Origin of the sequence: Mesorhizobium sp. NBSH29 (assembly GCF_015500055.1) — a bacterium.
Lineage (GTDB): Bacteria > Pseudomonadota > Alphaproteobacteria > Rhizobiales > Rhizobiaceae > Neomesorhizobium.
This window is the reverse complement of record NZ_CP045492.1, coordinates 3,014,987-3,035,078: the sequence shown is the minus strand read 5'-3', so window position 1 is coordinate 3,035,078 and position 20,092 is coordinate 3,014,987. Positions and strand designations below refer to the sequence as shown.

Below are 20,092 nucleotides of genomic sequence, written 5' to 3'. Positions count from 1 at the left end.
CGATAAAAGGCGCTGTTCCTGCCGCCTGTTCGGGCGGACATTCACAAAGGCATCTGCATGAGTGGCGTCAACGAGATACGGTCGACTTTCCTCGACTTCTTCCAGAAGAATGGACATGAGGTCGTCGCCTCTGGCCCGCTGGTGCCGCGCAATGATCCGACGCTGATGTTCACGAACTCGGGCATGGTGCCGTTCAAGAACGTTTTTACCGGCCTTGAGCAGCGCCCCTATTCGCGCGCCACGACCGCGCAAAAATGCGTGCGTGCCGGCGGCAAGCACAATGATCTCGACAATGTCGGCTATACGGCGCGCCACCACACGTTCTTTGAGATGCTGGGCAATTTTTCGTTCGGCGACTATTTTAAGGAACAGGCTATCTCGCTCGCCTGGAGCCTGCTGACGAAGGAATACGGCCTGGCAGCCGAGCGGCTTCTGGTGACGGTCTATCACACGGATGACGACGCCGCACAGCTGTGGAAGAAGATCGCCGGGCTTTCGGACGAGCGGATCATCCGTATATCGACGAACGACAATTTCTGGGCGATGGGCGATACCGGTCCGTGTGGCCCGTGCTCGGAAATTTTCTACGATCATGGCGACAGCATTCCCGGCGGTCCTCCCGGCAGCCCGGATGAGGATGGCGACCGTTTTATCGAGATCTGGAACCTCGTTTTCATGCAGTTCGAGCAGGTGACGCGCGACGAGCGCGTGGCGTTGCCACGGCCTTCTATTGATACCGGGATGGGGCTGGAGCGCGTCGCGGCTGTGCTGCAGGGCGTACATTCCAATTATGAGATCGATCTGTTTCGGACCCTGATCCATGCCTCTGAAGAGGCGACCGGCGTGAAAGCAGAGGGCAAGTGGGCGGCCAGTCACCGTGTGATCGCCGATCATCTGCGGTCGGTGAGCTTTTTGATCTGCGACGGCGTTTTGCCATCGAATGAGGGCCGGGGTTATGTGCTGCGCCGCATCATGCGCCGGGCGATGCGCCATGCACAGTTGCTGGGCGCTGCTGATCCGCTGATGTGGCGGCTGGTGCCGGCGCTGGTGCGCGAAATGGGCCAGGCCTATCCCGAACTGGTGCGCGCCCAGGCGCTGATCACCGAAACGCTCAAGCTTGAGGAAACACGTTTCCGAAAGACACTGGCGCGCGGCCTTGGGCTGTTGTCGGACGCGACCGAGACGCTTGCAGACGGCGAGCGCCTCGACGGAGAAACCGCGTTCAAGCTTTATGACACCTATGGTTTCCCGCTCGATTTGACGCAGGATGCGCTGCGCCAGCGCAATATTTCTGTCGATCTGGATGGTTTCAATGCAGCGATGGAGAAGCAGAAGGCCGAGGCGCGGGCCAGCTGGTCCGGTTCGGGCGAGGCTGCCACCGAAGCCGTGTGGTTTGCCGTGCGCGATCTCGCCGGCGCCACCGACTTTCTGGGCTACGACACCGAACAGGCCGAGGGCGTGGTGCTGGCGATGGTGCGCGATGGCGCGATGGTCGAGCAATTGGCCACCGGCGAGGCGGGCGCTATCATCACCAACCAGACGCCGTTTTATGGTGAGTCCGGTGGGCAGGTTGGTGACCGGGGGAAAATTTCGGGCGAGGGTTTTGTCTTTGACGTCACCGATACGCAGAAGAAGGGCGAAGGCCTGTTCGTGCATATGGGCACTTTGGTGAAAGGGATGCTGAAGACTGGAACCGCGGTCGAGATGAAGGTGGACAAAGCGCGCCGCTCGCGCATCCGGGCCAACCATTCGGCCACCCATCTGGTGCATGAGGCGCTGCGCGCCGTGCTGGGCGACCATGTTTCGCAGAAGGGTTCTTTAGTGACGCCGGACCGGCTGCGTTTTGACTTTGCTCATCCCAAGCCGATTTCGGCGGAGGAGCTTGAGCAATCCGAAACCATCGCCAACGCCATCATCTTGCAAAACAGCCCGGTCTCAACGCGGCTGATGGCGGTGGACGACGCGCGCGCCGAGGGTGCGATGGCGCTGTTTGGCGAAAAATATGGCGATGAGGTGCGGGTGGTGTCGATGGGCACAGCGCTGGAAGGCGACAAGGCTGGGAAGCCTTATTCCATCGAGCTGTGCGGCGGCACCCATGTGGCGGCGACCGGCGATATCGGCCTGGTGCGGCTGGTGGCGGAAGGTGCGGTCGCGTCGGGCGTGCGGCGCATCGAGGCGCTGACCGGTGAGGCTGCACGGCGCCATCTGGACGAACAGGACCGCCGCCTGAAGGCTGTTGCTTCCGTGTTGAAGGTCGCGCCGGCCGATGTGACGGCGCGTGTCGAGGCGCTGGTGGATGAGCGCCGCAAACTTGAACGTGAACTGACGGAAGCCCGCAAAAAACTGGCGCTGGGCGGCGGTGGCGGCGAAAGCGGCGGCGAAACCGAAACCGTCGCCGGCGTATCGTTCATGGGACGCAGTGTCAGCGGTGTCTCGGCCAAGGATTTGAAGCCGCTGGCCGATGACGGAAAAAAGTCGCTCGGTTCGGGCGTCGTCGTGTTTGTTGGTGCGGCGGAGGATGGCAAGGCAAGCGTGGTGGTGGCTGTCACTGATGACCTGACGGCGCGCTTCAGCGCGGTCGAGCTGGTGCGCGTAGCGTCCGCCGCGCTCGGCGGGCAGGGCGGCGGCGGCCGGCCAGACATGGCCCAGGCCGGTGGCCCCGATGCCAGCAAGGCAGACGAAGCGATTGCTGCGGTGAAGGCCGCGATGGAAGCGGTCTGACGGCTCATTTCCTCGCCCCTCGAAGTGGGGGGAGGAGGCCCAGGACGGAGAAGGGAATTTTTCCCTGGTTCCGAACCGTTCGGATAAATTTCTCTAAACCCCTCTCCGCCTCGCTGCGCTCGGCACCTCTCCCCACTTTCGTGGGGCGAGGAAATGGCCAGTCGCGGGACGAAAAAAGCCGCGGATCGCTCCGCGGCTTTTGCAAACAGTGGTGTTCGGCGAAGCGTTATGCCATCGCTTTTTGTAAATTCTCGTCGATCTTGTCGAGGAAGCCGGTGGTGGAGAGCCAGGGCTGGTCAGCGCCGATGAGGAGCGCCAGGTCCTTGGTCATGAAGCCGCTTTCGACGGTCTGGATGCAGACTTTTTCCAGCGTGTCGGCAAAGTTTTTCAGGGCTTCGTTGTTGTCGAGCTTGGCGCGGTGCGCCAGTCCACGGGTCCATGCGAAGATCGATGCGATGGAGTTGGTCGAGGTTTCCTCGCCCTTCTGGTGCTGGCGGTAGTGACGTGTGACGGTGCCGTGGGCAGCTTCCGCCTCCACCGTCTGGCCATCCGGCGTCATCAGCACAGAGGTCATCAGGCCGAGCGAGCCAAAGCCCTGGGCAACGATGTCGGACTGCACGTCGCCATCGTAGTTCTTGCAGGCCCAGACATAGCCGCCCGACCATTTCAGCGCCGAGGCGACCATGTCGTCGATCAGGCGGTGCTCGTACCAGATTTTGGCTTCCTTGAACTTTTCTGCAAACTCAGCGTCGAACACCTCCTGGAAGATGTCCTTGAAGCGGCCGTCATAGACTTTCAAAATGGTGTTCTTGGTCGACAGATAGACCGGCACCTTGCGCTGCAGGCCGTAATTCAGCGAGGCGCGGGCGAAATCGGTGATGGACTCATCGAGATTGTACATGCCCATGGCAACGCCTGAGGAGGGCGCGTCGAAGATATCGTATTCGATCTCCTTGCCGTCCTCGCCAACGAATTTCATCGTCAGCTTGCCCTTGCCGGGGAATTTGAAATCGGTGGCGCGGTACTGGTCACCGAAGGCGTGACGGCCAACGATGATCGGCTTGGTCCAGCCGGGCACCAGGCGCGGCACATTGTTGGCGATGATCGGCTCACGGAAGATGACGCCGCCCAGAATGTTGCGGATCGTGCCATTGGGCGAGCGCCACATCTTCTTGAGGCCGAATTCCTCGACGCGTTGCTCGTCCGGCGTGATGGTGGCGCATTTGACGCCGACGCCGTGCTTCTTGATGGCATGGGCCGCGTCAATCGTCACCTGGTCGTCGGTTGCGTCGCGGTTTTCCATGCCCAGATCGTAATATTTGAGATCAATGTCGAGATAGGGGTGGATCAGCTTCTCTTTGATGAACTGCCAGATAATGCGAGTCATTTCATCGCCGTCGAGTTCGACGACAGGATTTTGCACCTTGATTTTTGACATTATAGGCTCCGGGAGAATGCTGAGGGGAGGGTCTGCCGGGTCCTATAGCATCGGTGCGCGCGCACGCAAATGCATCGTGGCAGAGTTTTGGTCAACCATGCCAGCGCGGGCGGCCCGTCGGTCAGTGCGACAGGGGAGCGTGGTCGGGTGGCGTGTCCTTGTGGCGGGGACGGCTGGTGCGTGCTGCTGCCTCGCGTGCCAAAATATCGGCAGCGTCGAGCGAGGCGATGGGCGCATGTTTGTCGGTTGGAATCATGCCGCCCAGTTGCAGCGCCAGATAGCGACCGCAGCAGACGCGCAGGAAGGAAGCGAAATTTTCGAGGTCATGGCCTTCGGCGATGGATTCGAGATACAGGCGGCCGATTAATTGTCCAAGCGAGAGCGTGTCGCGCGCGGCGATTTCTTCCAGCGCTGTCCAGAAGAAGGTTTCAAGCCTGACACTGGTTGCCACGCCGTCAATACGGACGGAGCGCGTGACGCTTTGCCAGAGCGCGGGGTCCGCGCCGATAAACAGCCTGCACATGGTTTTCCTCCCGAAAAAAGCACGGCCAGAGTGTACCTGCTGGCCGTGCCTTGCAATGCTTGTCTCAGGCAGCGTTTTTTACGGCCGGCTGGCTGTGGCGGATTTCGGTGCCGAGTACGGCCAAAAACTGCGACAGCCATTGCGGATGCGCCGGCCAGGCGGGGGCCGATACCAGATTGCCATCGGTGTGGGCCGCATCGATGGCGATATCGGCATAGGTGCCGCCGGCAAGCTCAACCTCTGGACGGCAGGCTGGATAGGCCGAGCAGGTGCGGCCTTCCAGCACGCGCGCTGCCGCCAGAATCTGCGCGCCATGGCAGACGGCGGCGACCGGCTTGTCCGTTTCGAAAAAGTGCCGGACCATTGCGATGACCTTTTCGTTGAGCCGCAAATATTCCGGCGCACGGCCACCGGGGATGACCAGCGCATCATAGGTTTCCGGCTTTATCTCGGCGAAGGTGGCATTCAGCGCGAAATTATGGCCGCGCTTTTCTGTATAGGTCTGGTCGCCCTCGAAATCGTGGATCGATGTGGCGATGGTTTGGCCGGCCTTCTTGTCCGGGCAGACGGTGTGGACGGTGTGCCCGACAGCGAGCAGCGTCTGGAACGGGACCATGGTTTCATAGTCTTCGCCAAAATCGCCGCAGATCATGAGAATGCGTTTTCCCGACATGTTTTTCTCCTCCGTGTGGGAGGGGTACTGTGCCATGGGCCGCAACGGGCCGGGTATTAGCTGACTACTACATGACACAAAAGTGCCGGCTCACTTCTCGCAGGCATTGTTTGCCAATGCTTCATTTTCCAATGGGAGTATGTCAGGGACGTATTTTTTTCCGGCAACCGAGAGCCAGCCCGTTCCGCATGTCAGCCCGCGCCCCATCAACCATGACCGCATCGCCCGGACCGGCCGTCATCCTGGTTGAGCCGCAGCTGGGTGAAAACATCGGCATGGTGGCACGCGCTATGGCGAATTTTGGCATGTCGAAACTCAGGCTGGTCAATCCGCGCGATGGCTGGCCGAACGAAAAGGCGCTGGCTTCCGCCAGCAACGCGCACCATGTCATCGACGGCGCGGAAGTGTTTGCAACGCTGGGTGACGCGATTGTCGACCTCAATTTCGTGATGGCGACGACGGCGCGCCAGCGCGACGGGTTCAAGCCGGTGTTCGGGCCGGTGGCAGCGGCACCTTTGTTGCGCGGGCGGGAAACAGGCGGCGAAAAGACCGGCATTTTGTTTGGGCGCGAGCGCTACGGGCTGAGCAATGAAGAAGTCGGTATGGCCGACGCCATCGTTACCTTTCCAGTCGATCCGGCCTACGCTTCGCTCAACATCGCGCAGGCTGTGCTTTTGATGTCTTACGAGTGGATGAAGTCCGGCATGGCAACTGAAACGGATACGCCGTTCACGGGTCCTGTGGTGACGCCTGCGCCCAAGCAACAGCTGCTCGGGCTGATCGGCCATCTGGAAGAGGCGCTGGAGGCGCGTGGCTATTTTCGGCCGGCTCCCAAGAAGCCCAAAATGGTCGACAGCCTGCGTGCAGTGCTGACGCGGGCGGGGTTTTCGATCGCCGAGATCAAGGTTTTGCGCGGGGTTGTTTCGTCGCTTGATTATTTCTCGCCGAAATCGCCGCGCGGCTCGGGCTATCCCGAACGCAAGGCCGAGGCCGATGAGGCGGCGGGCAGCGCCAGGCATGGCGGGGCCGTGAAAGGCAACAAGGAAGCGGAATGAACCAGCGCCCGATCCTGATGTTTGATTCCGGCGTTGGTGGCCTGACGGTGCTGCGCGAGGCGCGCGTCTTGATGCCCGACCGACGGTTTGTTTATGTCGCCGACAATGCGGCGTTTCCCTATGGCGACTGGGAAGAAGATGCGCTGCGGGCGCGGTTGATCCAACTGTTTGGCCGGCTTCTGGAAGAGCATCGGCCCGAACTTGCGGTCATCCCGTGCAACACGGCGTCGACGCTGGCTCTGGGAGATTTGCGAGCGGCATTTCCCGACGTGCCGTTTGTCGGCACTGTGCCGGCGATCAAGCCGGCGGCGGAGCGGACACGCAGCGGGCTGGTGTCGGTGCTGGCGACGCCGGGCACCGTGAAGCGGCAATATACGCGTGACCTGATCACCGACTGGGCCTCAAAGGTCGAGGTCACGCTTGTTGGGAGCACCGTTTTGGCGCGGCTTGCGGAAGTGTACATGCGCGAGGGGTTTGTCGACGAGCAGGCCGTGCGGGCCGAGATCGCGCCATGCTTTGTTGAGAAAGACGGGCGACGCACCGATATCGTGGTGTTGGCCTGCACGCATTATCCGTTCCTGGCCAATCGCATGCGCAAGATGGCGCCATGGCCGGTGGATTGGCTGGACCCTGCCGAGGCGATTGCGCGGCGTGTGCTGTCGCTGGTGGGCAGGGCGCCGACCGATGGTGATCTGCCACAAGGCCGCGATGCCGCTATTTTCACCGCCGGACGCCCGGATTTTGCTACCGCGCGGCTGATGCAGGGTTTTGGGCTGGACGTTGTGGCCGATACGGTAGCCGCCTGACAGCGACCCGTGGGTGGCGATGTTGACTCCAACCGCCTTCTCCACTAGTCACACCCCAGCGCCGGGCAGCAATGTCCGGCGTCTCTATTGACGTGTCCCGTGGGTCTTTTCCGCAAAGCGTGCGTGGAAGATCCTGTCAGGCCCCGAAAACGGGGGCCAGAGGAGGGCGCGTTTCCTTCCCCTGCAGCATAGGGCTGTGGGTGTTTTTTGAAAGGGAATGCGATGAGCAAGCGCGAATCGTCCAAATACAAGATCGACCGTCGTCTGGGTGAAAACATCTGGGGTCGCCCGAAGTCGCCGATCAACAAGCGTGAATATGGTCCAGGCCAGCACGGTCAGCGCCGCAAGGGCAAGCTTTCGGATTTCGGTCTGCAGCTGCGCGCCAAGCAGAAGCTGAAGGGCCACTATGGCGATGTTTCTGAAAAGCAGTTCCGCAAGGTCTATGACGAAGCTGACCGCCGCAAGGGCGACACTTCCGAGAACCTGATTGGCCTGCTCGAGTCGCGTCTGGATGCGGTTGTTTACCGCGCCAAGTTCGTGCCCACCATTTTTGCCGCACGCCAGTTCGTCAACCACGGCCACGTCAATGTGAATGGCCGCCGCGTCAACATCGGTTCGTACCGCTGCAAGGCTGGTGACGTGATCGAGGTTCGTGAGAAGTCGAAACAGCTGGTGGTGGTTCTGGAAGCCGTTCAGCTGGCTGAGCGCGATGTGCCTGAATACATCGAGGTCGATCACAACAAGATGGTCGCCACCTTCGCCCGCGTGCCCGCCCTTTCGGACGTGCCTTATGCGGTGCAGATGGAACCGAACCTGGTCGTCGAGTTCTACTCGCGCTAACGGTTTCAGAGACAGAGTTTTGAAAATGGCCGTCCTTTTGGGGCGGCCATTTTTTTGTGCTCAGGTTTTGCGGTAGAGGAAATAGCGACCGGGTGCCACGGATTCGGGCAGCGGCAGCGGCGACAGGTCCGGGTGGTCGAGCGGCAGGCCGCTGGCGGCAATGCCGCCGTGGCGCAACAGCTGCGCCGCCAGCTGCGGCAGCCAGGTAAGCGTCATCGCGTCCTGTTCCAGATAGCCCGTGCCGATATCGGCATGGACCAATGCAGCCTGCATCTCGCCCATGGCGGTGGCTGTCTCGCGGATTTCGCCGATCACCATGTTTTCGGGCTCCGGCGTCGACAGTGTATGGGCTGCAACGCCACGGTCGAATGCGATGATGCGGCGGCCTGGAAGATGCTCGCGCAGATGATCAAAGGTGCGGCCATTGCCAAGTCCAAGCTCGGCAACCGGCCCTTCGAGGGTGAGAATATCGTCACTCACCGCGTTCAGGATATCGCGCTGCGCAATGACCCGGCGGATAAAACTGTCCAGCCTGCTCATTTGTTTGGAGCCTTGTGCATTGACGCCTCATTGGTTTGGTTGAGTGAAGGCCAGGTTTTGAACCATTGTACGAAGTCGGCGATGCCATCGGCCAGGTGCGTTTTTGGGCGAAAGCCCAGATCGCGCTCGGCAAGGGCGATGTCGGCATAGGTCTGCAAAACGTCGCCGGCGGGTTTTGGCTTCATCACCATTTTGGCCTTGCGCCCGGCTGCGTGCTCAATGGCAGCGATGAAATCGAGCAGCGCCACCGGCTTGTTGTTGCCCAGATTGTAGAGCGGTGCCGTGCCATCCGGGTTGGATACGATGCGGTCTGCTGCGGCCACCACCCCGTCAACAATATCGCTGATATGGGTGAAGTCGCGCTGCATGACGCCGTGGTTGAAGACGTCGATGGAGTTCCCCTTGAGGATCGCATCGGTGAACAGCCAGGGCGCCATGTCGGGGCGGCCATAGCGACCATAGACGGTGAAGAAGCGCAGCCCGGTGGTTTTCAGCCCGTACAGTTCGCCATAGGCATGGGCCAGAAGTTCGCCGGCGCGCTTGGTTGCTGCGTAGACGGACACGGGAGAATCGGCACGCGCCGTTTCGGTGAAAGGCACCGCCTCGGCAGCCCCGTAAACAGACGATGACGAGGCATAGACGAGGGCCGGGCGCTTTGGCAGGTGCGCTGCCAGTTCCAGCAATGCGACCTGACCGGTGACGTTGGAATCGACATAGGCGAACGGGTTTTCGACCGAGTAGCGCACGCCAGCCTGGGCGGCGAGATGGACGATCAGATCCACATCTGAGACGCGGTCGCCGAGGATGGCGGCGAGATCGCGCTGTGCGACATCAAGCTCCAGAAATGCGAAGGCCGGATGGCGCTCCAACAGGGCCAGCCGGGCCTGCTTCAGGCTGGTGGCATAATAGGCGTTGAGGTTGTCGATGCCCAAAACCGTGTCGCCGCGCGCAAGCAGGCGCTCGGTGGTGTGGTAGCCGATAAAGCCGGCAGCTCCGGTGAGCAGGATTTTCATGGCGCTGCGTCAGTCTCGTTGCGCGCTAGGTGTGGCAAATCATTCGCGCGGCGTCTATCTAGGTCGAACGAACGGATAGGATTGTACGGTCAGTTTTGCAATGATTGGTTCCCTGCAGGCCGCTCTGGCTATCGCAGGATGCAGCCGATTCAGGGGCGGGGTTTATGAAGCTTACGATTTTTGGAACGGGCTATGTGGGCCTGGTGACGGCGGCCTGTCTTGCCGATGTCGGGCATACTGTCTGTTGTGTCGACATTGATGCGGCGCGGATCGAGCGGCTGAAAAAGGGCGAGGTGCCGATCTACGAGCCTGGCCTGACCGAACATCTGGTGCGCAACGCCGCCGCTGGTCGTCTGGTTTTCACCACCGACCCGGAATTTGGCATCCAGTTTTCAGATCTGATTTTCATCGCGGTCGGCACGCCGCCCAATGAAGACGGATCGGCGGATTTGCGCCACGTTCTAAATGTCGCGGCAACCATCGGCGAATACATTGATGGCGACAAGATCGTGGTCGGAAAATCGACCGTTCCCGTTGGCACTGCCGAGCGGGTGAGCGAGACCATCAAAGCGGCGATGCAGGCGCGTGGCGTGGCGCATGGGGTGGAAGTCTGTTCCAACCCGGAATTCCTGAAAGAAGGCAGCGCCATCGAGGACTTTACCAAACCGGCGCGCATCATCATCGGGACCGATTCGGAGACCGTGCGCAAACGGCTGCAGCAATGTTATGCGCCCTACAACCGCAACCACGACAAGCTGGTTTATATGGATGTGCGCTCGGCCGAGCTGACCAAATATGCCGCCAATGCGATGCTGGCCACGAAAATCAGCTTTATGAACGAGATGGCCAATATTGCCGAGCGGCTGGGCGCCGACATCGAACAGGTGCGCAAGGGGATCGGCTCCGATCCGCGCATCGGTTATCACTTCATCTATCCCGGCTGCGGCTATGGCGGCTCGTGCTTTCCCAAGGATGTGCGGGCGCTGGCAAGCCTTGCTGGCCAGGTGGGCGTGCCGGCCGACCTGCTCAATGCGGTCGAGCGGGTCAACGACGCGCAGAAGGCAACGTTGTTCAACAAGCTGTCAGTAGTGTTCGATGGTGACCTGAAAGGCAAAACCATCGCGGTTTGGGGGTTGGCGTTCAAGCCGAACACCGACGACATGCGCGAGGCGCCGAGCCGCACGCTGATGGAAGCACTGTGGGCAGCCGGCGCCAGCGTGCGCGCTTACGACCCCGAAGCGATGGGCGAAGCACGCCTCCATTATGGCGCGCGCGGTGACCTCGTTCTGGCGGCGAGCGCCGACGATGCCGTGGAAGGCTCTGACGCACTGGTGATCTGCACCGAATGGAAACAGTTCCGCATCGCCGACTTTGCAAAGCTGAAAGCAACACTGAAAAGCCCGGTGATTATCGACGGGCGCAATCTCTACGACCCCGAACAGGTGCGGGGGCATGGGCTGCTGTATTATGCGGTCGGACGGGGGGATTCTGTCGGGATGGTGGCGTAGGGACTGGTCGGTTAGGTCGTAGACTTGAAAATAGGGAACGCCGGCTCTTTTGAGACGCAGAAGTTGCTTTAACTGGGATACTTGGCAAGGTTATCTGCAACGGCCTGTTCACCTTCGGCAAACACTTGATCGGCATCGCTACGAAACAAGGTTCGGGGGAGCGCCTCGGTGAGCGTTTCTTCCGTAATAACAAGCACACCTAGCCGCTGAGCTTGTTCGAGGTCTGCGCGAACATCTTTGAGACGCTTCGTCGTGACGATGGCTGGAAGGACCCTCAGGTGCTGATTGCCAGATGCAACTAGGCGCTCCCTGATAGTTGCGCTGCGCTCGACAAGGAGCGAAAGCTTGTTTTCGGTCTTGAGCAGCCCGGTTGTGCATTCCACCACTACGACATGCCCAAATGGAGTAGTTGCGACGATGTCAGGAGCCTCTTGCAGGCGTGTAGTGTTGCCGAGATGTGCCGGACTAAACCCGAGCATCCACAACAGCCAAGAAACACCGGCTTCAAGTTCGCGAGCATTGCCGCGCCCTGGTGGTTTCGATAGTAGGTCTCGTAGTATCGCCAATTCGTGATCAAAGGCAGCGTACGCTGCGCGACGTGGACTCTGGCCTGTGGTAGGATCATTAATCCAAGCTTGGTGAAGCACAGTCCCAGCATAGCTGGCGTACGCTTGCACGACTGCAGCATTTGGCACAGTGATCGTGGCGGCACCGCGCTGCAAGCCGCCATCAATAGCAGTCCACTCCAGATCCGTCGTTTCGATGCGCCCTCGCAGCGTTTGGTTGCCATTGAGAATGCGATACCCTATCCCTACGAGTTTAGGATTCCCGAGCTTAGACATTCGAACCGCTACTTCACATTCGGTGCCGGTTATACTGGTGAACAAGTCGACCGCGAGAATACCGAGCGCAGCAACTTCGACGGTTGCAATGTCGGTTCTAACCGCGCTTAGCCCAAAGCGACCGTAGAGCTCTTGTAGCGAGTCGTAAGGATCTGTGGCACCCTTGAGCTCCCAATCCAGACTGAGAACTCGCGGCTGAAGTTCGAGCTGGCGGCCTAATAAAGTGACCACGCTAATCCGCTCACCTCTCGCCATGCCGTCGGGATGAAAAGGCTGGTACTGGCTTTGGTAAATTCCTGAGTCTGTTTTCCCAAAATAAACGTCATCATTTGGGGTAGGGCAAACGCCTTGCAATACACGCTCTAGGTACTGCTCTGGGCTCAATCGAACATCGCTAAGCAGAAAATGTCCCGCTCGAACATTATCTGAAGTGAAAAAACCAAACGGTGCAAAAGGCGTAATAGTCCCGACCAATAGCCGGGCCTGTGTCACCTCAAACCGTTCGCCATTTTTGACCGCAGCGAAAATAAAACTGGGCTCGCCGATGGCATCACCCCAATGCGCAACTGACGCAAAAAATGCCTCGATGTGATTCTTCAAACTCATTTGCTCGGCCTCGCAGATGAAGTCTTACTACCGATACGGATCAGCGGCATCCCTTAATCCGTCGCCGAGGAAATTGAACGCCAGCACGACCAGCACGACCGGGATCATCGGGTAGAGCAGCCACGGGTAGAAGACGATGACCGAGACGCCGCGGGCTTCGGTGAGCAAAATGCCCCAGCTGGTGATGGGGGGGCGCAGGCCGAGGCCGAGGAAGCTGAGGGCTGTCTCGCCCAAAATCATGCCGGGGATAGCGATGGTGGCTGAGGCGATGAGGTGCGACATGAAGCCGGGGACGAGATGGCGGCCGATGATGCGGCTGCTTTTGGCGCCCATCAGCTGGGCGGCCAACACGTAATCTTCCTCACGCAGTGCCAGGAGTTTTGAGCGGACGGCGCGCGCCAGCCCGGTCCAGTCGAGCAGGCCGAGGATCAGCGTGATGCCGAAATAAATGAGGATGGGGCTCCAGGTGACCGGCATGATGGCGGCCAGCGCCAGCCAGAGCGGAATGCTTGGGATCGATTGCAGCACCTCTATGACGCGCTGAACGATGAGATCGAAGACGCCGCCATGATAGCCGGCCAGACCGCCGATGACGATGCCGAGCACGAAGCTGAAGGCGATGCCCAAAAGGCCGATGGTGAGCGAAATGCGGGCGCCGTAGATGATGCGTGACAGCACATCGCGGCCCAGCCTGTCGGTGCCCAAAAGGAACATTTCGCCGCCCTCAGCCGGGCAGGCGAGGTGGAGATTACTCTCGAATAAGAATCCCCAGAACTTGTAGTCGTCACCGCGGCAGAAGAAACGGATCGGCTGCACGGCGCCCTTGACGTCGGAATAGTCGCGCTTGAGGTTTTCCATGTTGAGCGTCATCTCGCGCCCATAGACGAAGGGCCCGACAAATTTTCCCTCGTCAAACAGATGCACGCTCTGGGGCGGGGAATAGATGAAATCCATGTTGCGGGTATGCAGATTGTAGGGTGCGAGAAATTCGCAGACCAGGATCAGCAGATAGATGATGGCGAGAAAAATTCCTGACACCAGCGCCAGCCGGTGGCGCTTGAATTTCCACCACATCAGACGCAGTTGCGACGCCTGATAAACGCGCGCCTGCGCATCGGTCATCGTCTCGGTCGCCATTGGATCGAACGGGGCCGTCGACACGAAATGGCCCATGGGAGCGCCGGAGGCGGGCAGCGGCGTCTTCATTTCGTACTGCCTCCCTGCAGGCGAATGCGCGGATCAAGGGCTGCCAGCGCCAGATCGGACACCAGAACGCCGATCACGGTGAGGAATGCCAAAAACATCAGAAACGAGCCAGCCAGATACATGTCCTGGCTTTGCAACGCCTTGATGAGCATGGGGCCAGTGGTTTCCAGCGACAGCACGATGGCGGTGATCTCGGCGCCCGAAATGATGGCGGGAAGGATCGAGCCGATGTCGGCCATGAAGAAGTTCAGCGCCATGCGCATCGGGTATTTGATCAGGGTCTTGAAGGGATGCAGGCCCTTGGCGCGGGCGGTGACGACATATTGTTTTTGCAGTTCGTCCAGCAGGTTGGCGCGCAGCCGGCGGATCATGCCGGCGGTGCCGGCGGTGCCGATGATGATGACCGGGATCCACAGATGTTCGAGGATCGATTTGGTCTTTTCCCAGCTCATCGGTTCGCCAAGATATTTTTGGTCCATCAGATGGCCGATCGAGGTGCCGAACCAGATATTGGCGAAATACATCAGGATCAGCGCCAGCATGAAATTCGGGATGGCGATGCCAAGCAGCCCGACGAAGGTCAGGCCGTAATCACCCCAGCTGTACTGGTGGGTGGCTGAATACATGCCGATCGGAAAGGCGATGATCCAGGTGAAGATGATGGTGACGAAGGAGACCAGGATGGTCAGCCACATGCGGTCGCCGATGACATCGCGCACCGGCAGTTCATATTCGAAGGAATAGCCGAAATCGCCCTGCAGCATCCCGGTGACCCAGTAAAAGTAGCGGACGACAACAGGCTTGTCGAAACCGTATTCGGCCCGCAGCGCGTTGAGCCTGTCCATGTCGACGCCTTCGCCCTGGGCGCGCAGTTCAGACGCGTAGCTGTCGAAATAATCGCCGGGCGGCAGTTCGATGATGGTGAATACCAGCATCGAGATCACCACCAGCGTGGGGATCATGACAGCGATGCGCCAAAGAATGTAACGCAGCATGATCAGCCCTCATCTCCGAGCCAGAACGTATCGGGCATATAGACACCGAAATAGCTCGTCGGGTCGAACCCGTAGAGCGCTTTGTCAGGCACGTTGCGCAAATGTGCGGAGGCGAGGATCGGCTGCAGCGTGGCGTTGACTAGGCCGATGGTGAAAACCTGGTCGGTGTAAAGCGCCAGCATCTGCTGCCAGACTTTTGCGCGCTCCATGGTGTTGGGCGACTGTTTCCACTGCCCGACGAGGCGAACAAGCTCCGCTGCTTCGGGAAGGTCGGGCTCCGCGCCCATCTTGCCTGCACTGTAGAAATGGACGCCCCAGAGCGGCCATTGCAGCTGTTCTTCGGAGGTGGGGGCAAGTTCGCGTGGGTTCATGTCGGCGGTGGGCACGCCGTTGTCGAGGCCCGGTCCCATCGACATGACGATCTCGCCGCCCATGCCACGGCTGCGCAATACCTCGCGCTGCGAGGTGCGGATGAACAACGCGATGCCAACGTCGCGCCAGTGATCGGTGATCAGCTCCAGCACATCGGTTTCGTCGGTGCTTTCACCAGCGGTCTCGACGATGATCTGCGCGGGGCGCCCGTCCGGCAAGAGGCGGATGCCGTCGTCATTGCGCTTGTCGAGGCCAACGGCGTCGAGCAGGGTGTTCGCCTGCTCGGGATCGTAGGCGATCCACGCATTGGCGAATTCGGGCTTGTAGAGCGGGCTTTCGGGCAGCACCGTATCGGCGCTTTCGGTGCCGAGCCCGTAAAATACGGCCTTGTTGATCTCGCGCCGGTTAATCGCCAGAGACAGCGCGCGGCGCATCCGCACGTCGCGCATCAGATCGCGCCAGACCGGATCAGAGGTGTTCAGGTTGGGCAGCAATGCCAGCCGGGAGCCTTGCGTACGCTTCCACAGCTTGACGCTAATGGGGTGGCGCTTCTCGGCATCCTTCAAAAATGTGTAGTCGGTGAAATCGAGCCCCATCGCCTGAAGATCGGTCTCGCCGGCACCCGCCTTGGCGGGGATGATGGCGGCCGAACTGACACTCAGCACGACCTGATCGATGTAGGGCAATTGCAGCCCGTTCTCGTCGACGCGGTGGTAGAACGGGTTACGCTTGAAGATGAATTGGGATGCCGGCGGCCGGGTGGTGTTGGTCCACGGATCAAGCATCGGCAGATCCGGGTTTTCAGGTCGGTACTGGCGCGCCATGCGAATGTGGAGGGTTGTCCACTTCTTCGCCTTGTACTGGCGCATAAGGCCGGCAAGACGTTGGGAATCCTGATATTTTTCGTGAAACTGCTTCAGATATTCTGCCGGCAGGACGATCGAGAGCGGTGCGGCAGAGGCGAGGCTGGGCAGGAAATCCGGATTGGCGCTCTCCCAGCTGTAGCGAACGGTTCTTGGATCGAGGATCTCGAAGAGCGGACCTTTGCCGTTGACCAGCAGCGAGGTCGAGAGCCCACCGGAAGTCAGGTCCTCGTTGAGCCAGACGTCTTGCAGGCTGTAGCGGAAATCTTCCGGGGTCAGCGGGCTGCCGTCAGACCATTTGTGGCCCTCGCGGATGGTGAAGGTGAAGATGCGGTCCTCCACCACCTCAAAACGCTCGAGAATATCCGGCTGGAGGGCAAAATCTTCGTCGTAGCCGACCAAACGGGCATAGCCGTAGATGGTCATCATGCGGATATCGCGCTGGCCGCCGACGAGGGTGCGTATGATGCCGCCATAACGCCCGGGCTGGCCGCCGCCTTCTGCGACGCGGATGATGCGCGGTGTTTTGGGCAGGCGCTCTGCCATAGGTGGAAGGCTGCGCGCGGTCAGTTCTTCCTGCAGGAAATCCGGCTCAACGCTGGTGGCACGCGCTCCAAACGGCAGCATTGCGGTTGAGGCGAGGGCGCCCAGAAGGGTTCTGCGGCGGATCATGCGCGCAACTCCCGTGCATCGGCATTGCGCCTTGCCAGGACGAAATGACCATCACCGAGATCGGCCGGCGCCAGAGCCTCGCTGTCGTCCGAGCGAAACTGCGGTCCCCATGACTGGGTGTCGGATGCGCCGCTGGCACTCAACGCGGCGAAGTCGAGCGGCCTGTCGAGATCGGGGAATGGCACAGCGCTGAGAAGCGCGCGGGTGTAGGGATGCACCGGCGCACGCATTAGCGTTTCGCGGGGGGCCAACTCGACGATACGGCCACCGCACATCACAGCGATGCGGTCGGCCATATAGTCGACCACGGCCAGATTGTGCGAGATGAACAGATAAGTCAGGCCAAGCTCTTTCTGCAAATCCTTGAGAAGGTTGAGGATTTGAGCCTGAACAGAAACGTCGAGGGCCGACACTGGCTCATCGCAGACGATCAGATCCGGGCCGAGCGCCAGTGCGCGCGCGATGCCGATGCGCTGGCGCTGGCCGCCTGAAAAGCTGTGCGGATAGCGGCTCAGCGCATGTGGATCCAGGCCGATCGCCTGCATCAGGGCCCTGACTTTTGCCAGCCGTGTGCCGGCATCGCCGCGGCCGTGGATCTCAAGTGGCTCGCTCAAAATGTTCTGCACCGTCATGCGTGGCGACAGCGACGACACAGGGTCCTGGAAGACCATCTGGATTTTAGTGCGCAAGGTGCGCAGTGCATCACCTTTTGCGTTGAGGACATCTATCGGACCTTCGGTACCGTTGTAGGTGATCGACCCGGTGTCGGGCGTGAGCGCGCGCATGATGATCTTGCTGACAGTGGTCTTGCCGCAGCCGCTTTCGCCGACAAGGCCAAGACACTCGCCACGGCGGATGTCGAAGGAGACGCCGTCGACGGCGCGAACCTGATGCTTTTCGACCTTGCCTAAGAAGCTGGATTTGCGGGTGGTGAACGTCTTGCCGAGGTTGTTGACCGAGAGCAGCACGTCGCCATCGGCCACCGGGCGGGAGGGCACGTTCTGCTTTCCCAGCAGTTCTTCGAGGTTGACCGGCACATCGCGCAGGCCCTTCAGGCGCTCGCCCGGCTTCATGTCGAAATGCGGCACCGCCGCCATCAGGCCTTTCAGGTAGGGGTGTGTTGGATTGCGGAAAATGTCTTCGACAGGACCGGCCTCGACGATTTCGCCATGATAGATGACGACAACCTCGTCGGCGACATTGGCGACGACGCCGAGATCATGGGTGATCAGCAGCATGGCCATGTCGAGCTTTGCCTGGAGATCACGCAGCAATTGCAGGATCTGCGCCTGGATGGTCACGTCGAGCGCGGTTGTTGGCTCGTCGGCGATCAGAAGTGCTGGACGGCAGATCAGGGCCATCGCGATCATCGCGCGCTGGCGCAAACCGCCCGACAGTTCGAACGGATAGGTGTCGTAAGCGCGCTTTGGATTGGGAAACCCGACAAGGCCGAGCATTTCTTCGGTGCGGGCACGCTGCTCCGACACAGACAATCCGGCGTGGATTTTCAAAACTTCACTGATCTGGTTGCCGATGGTGTGGAGCGGCGACAGCGACGTCATCGGCTCTTGAAAAATCTTGCCGATGCGACGCCCCCGGATAGAGCGGATTTCGCGCCCATCGCGCGGCATTTCGAGAAGATCGACACAACTGCCGGGACTTTCTGGGTCAGCAAACAGAATGCGACCGCTTGTCTGCGCGATGTTCGGGAGAATTCCCATGACGGCCTGGCTGATGACGGATTTTCCGGAGCCTGATTCGCCGACAAGCGCGGTGACCTTGCCGGGCAGGACGCGAAGACTGGCGCCTTTGACGGCGCGGATAGGTCCGCCGACCATGGCAAAGGAAATGCCAAGGTCCTCGATCCGCAACAGGTCCGTGCCAGCTTCCATCCGGTCCCAACTCCCACCGCAGACATGGCTACGTGCGAGCTTTGGTTCCGTCAAGCGCAAGACGGATCAGACGGTGGGAAGTCCGCCGCCCCGACTGTGGTAAGGGCGGGACAAAAGCTTCCACTTAATCAGCATTATTGAATGTTTGCAGTGCGTTCTGACGGAATCTGAATGCGGCGGGCGTCGCGATGCAGCAAAATAACCTGTTCAGCGTCGGAACGCCGATCCTGCGATGCTTCGAGGCTGGCCTCCTCGTTGAAAGAGTCGATGTCGGCCATGTCGGGTGCCAGCACCGTGACCTTGTTGGCAACGCCTGCCAGTTGCTCCCTGCCAAGCGTTGTCCAGCTGGAGCCGGCATAGTCTGCGAACTCCTTGCTGGCGATCAACTGATGGGGGTATTTTTTGGTCAGCATTTGCAGCCGCTGAACCTCGTTAACCGCCGCGCCGAAGGCCGAGAAGGTCAAGCGGTCGCTCAGGCCGACATTGCCGAACATGACATTGCCGACATGGAGCCCGATGCCGAAACCAATTTCATCGAGCCGCGCATGGCGGCGGCGCTCGTTAAGCTCATTCATGCGCCCGGTCGCCTTGAAGGCTGCGTCAAGCGCCGCCTGGCAGGCGATCTCGGATGGACCCTGATGGCGCTCACAGGGGAAGACAGCAAGAAATCCATCGCCGAGGAAGCTCAAAATCTGGCCACCGGAACGATTGAAGGGTGCCGCAATCGCGTCAAAAAACTGGTTAAGAGTGTCGATATAGCCTTCCCGGCCCGCGGTCTCAGCAAGTTTAGTCGAGCCGCGCATGTCGGCCATCACCAGGGCGGCGCGAATGGTCTCGCCTTCGCCGCGTTTGATCTGGCCGTTCAGAACGCGTTTGCCGGCATCGCCGCCTAGGTAGGTGGTGAGCATGTTGTCGGCGAGCTTGTTCAGCACCGCCATTTTTGTGGCAACGGCAAGGCTGCTTTGAATCTTAAGCAGCGCTTCAACCATGTCATCGCTAAACCCGCCTGCGGCATCGGTCGCCCATGAGCCGATCATGCCGCGCGTATTGTCTTCGCCAAAGGGCTGAAGATAGGCGATGTAGTCCGTCACGCCCATCGGTTTAAGGTCTTCAAAAATCGGGAATTCTGCGGGTCCTGAGGGATCAATACGCCGGCGTAGATGATCAAGTTTGTTGGCGAGCAGGTGATAGTAGGGGCTGTTGACGAAGCGATCGGACGAGGCGAGCGCCATTTTGCGAAACCCCTCGACCTCCAGACCGCGACCGCGCTCCCAGGTGAAGCCCATGGCATCGTAGAGGGGATGGAGCATCGAGACGCTGATATGGACACGTACAAGCGGCATTCCGGCGGCAGCAAGACGTTCGCAAAAACCGCGCATCATGGGTTCAAGATCATGGCCGGCAAGCGAGGATCTGGTCAGCCAGTCGGCCACCTTGTCGAGAAGGATGGTCGAGACTTGCGCCTGGTGAGCTGCTGCCATGTGTTGCTGATGCCATTGCTGCTGGGGATGAGGGCCGGTGCGTTTC

At 60.2% G+C, this 20,092-nt stretch carries 16 protein-coding genes; 5 read left to right on the top strand and 11 right to left on the bottom strand.

What is annotated here, in order from left to right; translation table 11 throughout:
- Positions 1–57: 57 nt before the first annotated feature.
- A complete protein-coding gene (gene alaS, locus GA830_RS15115) occupies positions 58–2,721 on the top strand; it encodes an alanine--tRNA ligase (protein WP_195162621.1) in 2,664 nt (887 codons plus the stop codon).
- Between the two features lie 226 nt (positions 2,722–2,947).
- Here alaS and GA830_RS15110 read toward each other — a convergent pair whose 3' ends face one another.
- The 3 genes from GA830_RS15110 to GA830_RS15100 form a co-directional block, all read right to left on the bottom strand.
- Positions 2,948–4,159: an NADP-dependent isocitrate dehydrogenase gene (locus GA830_RS15110; protein ID WP_195162620.1), complete on the bottom strand. Its 1,212-nt coding sequence runs from the start codon at positions 4,157–4,159 to the stop codon at positions 2,948–2,950.
- Positions 4,160–4,280: 121 nt separating this feature from the next.
- On the bottom strand, positions 4,281–4,682 hold the full coding sequence (locus GA830_RS15105) for a ribbon-helix-helix domain-containing protein (RefSeq protein ID WP_195162619.1): 402 nt from the start codon (positions 4,680–4,682) through the stop codon (positions 4,281–4,283).
- 64 nt (positions 4,683–4,746) lie between these two features.
- Entirely contained in the window at positions 4,747–5,355 is a 609-nt protein-coding gene (locus GA830_RS15100; RefSeq protein ID WP_195162618.1) for a DJ-1/PfpI family protein, read from the bottom strand.
- A gap of 212 nt (positions 5,356–5,567) precedes the next feature.
- On the opposite strand from GA830_RS15100, the gene GA830_RS15095 reads away from it, so the two are divergent.
- From GA830_RS15095 to rpsD, 3 genes are all read left to right on the top strand, one after another.
- Entirely contained in the window at positions 5,568–6,410 is an 843-nt protein-coding gene (locus tag GA830_RS15095; RefSeq protein ID WP_258045465.1) for an RNA methyltransferase, read from the top strand.
- A complete protein-coding gene (murI, locus tag GA830_RS15090; protein ID WP_195162616.1) occupies positions 6,407–7,216 on the top strand; it encodes a glutamate racemase in 810 nt (269 codons plus the stop codon). Before GA830_RS15095 ends, murI begins: the two co-directional genes overlap by 4 nt.
- A gap of 222 nt (positions 7,217–7,438) precedes the next feature.
- Positions 7,439–8,056, top strand: a complete 618-nt coding sequence (gene rpsD / locus GA830_RS15085) for a 30S ribosomal protein S4 (RefSeq protein ID WP_195162615.1) — start codon at positions 7,439–7,441, stop codon at positions 8,054–8,056.
- A gap of 60 nt (positions 8,057–8,116) precedes the next feature.
- Here rpsD and GA830_RS15080 read toward each other — a convergent pair whose 3' ends face one another.
- Complete coding sequence (locus GA830_RS15080; RefSeq protein WP_195162614.1) at positions 8,117–8,596, bottom strand: class I SAM-dependent methyltransferase; 480 nt, start codon at positions 8,594–8,596, stop codon at positions 8,117–8,119.
- Positions 8,593–9,609 carry an NAD-dependent epimerase/dehydratase family protein gene (locus GA830_RS15075; protein ID WP_195162613.1) on the bottom strand — a complete coding sequence of 339 codons (1,017 nt, stop codon included), beginning with the start codon at positions 9,607–9,609 and terminating at the stop codon, positions 8,593–8,595. The genes GA830_RS15080 and GA830_RS15075 overlap by 4 nt, the downstream gene beginning before the upstream one ends.
- A 164-nt stretch (positions 9,610–9,773) precedes the next feature.
- Here GA830_RS15075 and GA830_RS15070 point away from each other — a divergent pair, with 164 nt between their 5' ends.
- A complete protein-coding gene (locus GA830_RS15070; protein ID WP_195162612.1) occupies positions 9,774–11,117 on the top strand; it encodes a UDP-glucose dehydrogenase family protein in 1,344 nt (447 codons plus the stop codon).
- A 68-nt stretch (positions 11,118–11,185) separates the two neighbouring features.
- Here GA830_RS15070 and GA830_RS15065 read toward each other — a convergent pair whose 3' ends face one another.
- From GA830_RS15065 to GA830_RS15040, 6 genes are all read right to left on the bottom strand, one after another.
- Positions 11,186–12,565 (bottom strand): hypothetical protein, encoded by a 1,380-nt coding sequence (locus tag GA830_RS15065; RefSeq protein ID WP_195162611.1) that lies wholly within the window; start codon positions 12,563–12,565, stop codon positions 11,186–11,188.
- A gap of 27 nt (positions 12,566–12,592) precedes the next feature.
- Positions 12,593–13,771, bottom strand: coding sequence for an ABC transporter permease (locus GA830_RS15060; protein ID WP_195162610.1), 1,179 nt, complete (start codon positions 13,769–13,771; stop codon positions 12,593–12,595).
- Entirely contained in the window at positions 13,768–14,766 is a 999-nt protein-coding gene (locus GA830_RS15055; protein WP_195162609.1) for an ABC transporter permease, read from the bottom strand. The genes GA830_RS15060 and GA830_RS15055 overlap by 4 nt, the downstream gene beginning before the upstream one ends.
- Positions 14,767–14,768: 2 nt before the next feature.
- On the bottom strand, positions 14,769–16,673 hold the full coding sequence (locus GA830_RS15050; protein ID WP_195162608.1) for an ABC transporter substrate-binding protein: 1,905 nt from the start codon (positions 16,671–16,673) through the stop codon (positions 14,769–14,771).
- Positions 16,670–18,565 (bottom strand): ABC transporter ATP-binding protein, encoded by a 1,896-nt coding sequence (locus GA830_RS15045; protein ID WP_195162607.1) that lies wholly within the window; start codon positions 18,563–18,565, stop codon positions 16,670–16,672. Before GA830_RS15045 ends, GA830_RS15050 begins: the two co-directional genes overlap by 4 nt.
- A gap of 134 nt (positions 18,566–18,699) precedes the next feature.
- A complete protein-coding gene (locus tag GA830_RS15040; RefSeq protein WP_195162606.1) occupies positions 18,700–20,046 on the bottom strand; it encodes an adenylate/guanylate cyclase domain-containing protein in 1,347 nt (448 codons plus the stop codon).
- Between the last annotated feature and the right edge of the window lie 46 nt (positions 20,047–20,092).